This window comes from uncultured Kiloniella sp., assembly GCF_937128705.1.
In the GTDB taxonomy this organism is placed as follows: domain Bacteria; phylum Pseudomonadota; class Alphaproteobacteria; order Kiloniellales; family Kiloniellaceae; genus Kiloniella.
In genome coordinates this window covers 1-1,564 of sequence record NZ_CAKZMP010000269.1, presented here as the reverse complement: position 1 = coordinate 1,564, position 1,564 = coordinate 1, and the positions used below count along the sequence as shown (strand labels likewise).

Here is a 1,564-nt window from a genome sequence, read left to right as displayed (position 1 = left end):
AAGGCCGCATAATAATCAGGATCATCCCGGGAAATACCTCTATGGGCCATTATAACTTCGCTCTGGGGAATATCCTCATCCAGAATGATCGTTCCCCCTTTTATCGCAGGTGACGCACCAGATATCCGAAATGGTTTTGATTTCTTTGCAAGGCCACCAAATGCCTGATCCAACAATGTCCCAAGTTCAACACGATCCACATCCCCAACAACCGCAACAGTCAGGTTATTTTGGGCAATGTTCTCTGCCAGATAACTTTTCAAATCAGAAACAGTTATGTTTTTCAGGCTTTCTAACGTTCCATCGTTTGCCCGGCCATAAACATGGTCGGGATAATACAGAGTGCGCAAAGTGCTTTGCGCTTTGTATCCCGGGTCATCCGCTCGCTGTTTAAGAGCAAGAGAAATCTGTGATCGAATTCGTTCAATTGGCTCACGGTCAAACCTTGGTTCCGTCAAAGATCGCTCAAGCAACTCAAAAGCTGTCGCCTTGTTTTTTGTCAGTGTGACAAGCTCACCACTAAAAAATTCACGCCCAGCATCAAAGCCCAACGAGATCGACAAGTCATTTAATTTGGCCTGAAAAGCTTGTGAATCAAGATCACCAGCCCCCTCATCAATTGTCGCGGCAACGAGGTTGGCCAGACCTTCTTTACCGCCAGGATCAACAGATGAACCTCCCGAAAAAGCAAACTTCATCGAAATAATGGGGTTACTACGATCTTCAATAAGCCAAGCATGTATTCCACCTGGACTTGTAACCTGAACAATATCAACCGCAAACGCCGAAGAAAGGTTACACAGGCTCAAGAGAATTGTCAGGGATGTGGCAAGTCCGAGTTTGACAAAAGACTTCATTATTCGGCCCCCTTTCCTGGCAACAAAACACCCGTAACCGACTGGTTATCAATAAATATTTCTTTCAACAAGCTGTTGATCTGGTCTGGTGTAACTGCAGAAATCCGATCTGGCCAGGCTTCGACGTCTTCGACACTTCCCCCTGTCGTTATGGCACGCCCTATTACATTAGGCGCTGCAGCAAGAGAATCACGGGCAAAAACGGCCGCATCAACCATGCGGGTTATTGCTTTATCCACCTCGGCCTGCGTTACCCCCTGTTCTATCAACTCAGAAAATTCTTCACGTAGGCGCTTTTCCGCCGCATCAATCTCCACACCGGGACGAGGAGAAATATAGAGAGTAAAAGTGCTCAGGTCGAAAGCATTGGGGCTATAGGATGTACCAACAGATGCCGCCAGTTTTTCTTCAATAGCCAACTTTTTATATAACTTGCTGGTCGCTCCTGAGCCGATAATCTCGTCTAACACCTGTAATGCGTAAGGATCATTATTGCCCGCGGTCCGATAACTGGGGGCAAGATATCGTATCGTAACAGATGGATTAGTAATCAAATGGCTTTCTTTAACAACCCGCCGTGCAGCATTTTGCAGAGGTTCCGAAATCCTCTTTCGCTCGGGGACTTCCTTGTAGGGAATAATGCCATAGTATTTCTCTGCAAGAGGCTTTACTTCGTCAACGGTAACATCGCCTGAAATAACAAGGAC

At 46.5% G+C, this 1,564-nt stretch carries 2 protein-coding genes; both read right to left on the bottom strand.

The annotated features are described in order from the left end of the window. Positions 1 to 857: pitrilysin family protein (locus Q0241_RS13680; protein ID WP_299378443.1), on the bottom strand; the 857-nt coding region annotated here is incomplete at its 3' end. Continuing rightward, positions 857 to 1,564, bottom strand: a 708-nt coding sequence (locus tag Q0241_RS13675) for an insulinase family protein (RefSeq protein ID WP_299378441.1), incomplete at its 5' end; no start/stop codon positions are given. The genes Q0241_RS13675 and Q0241_RS13680, both read right to left, overlap by 1 nt.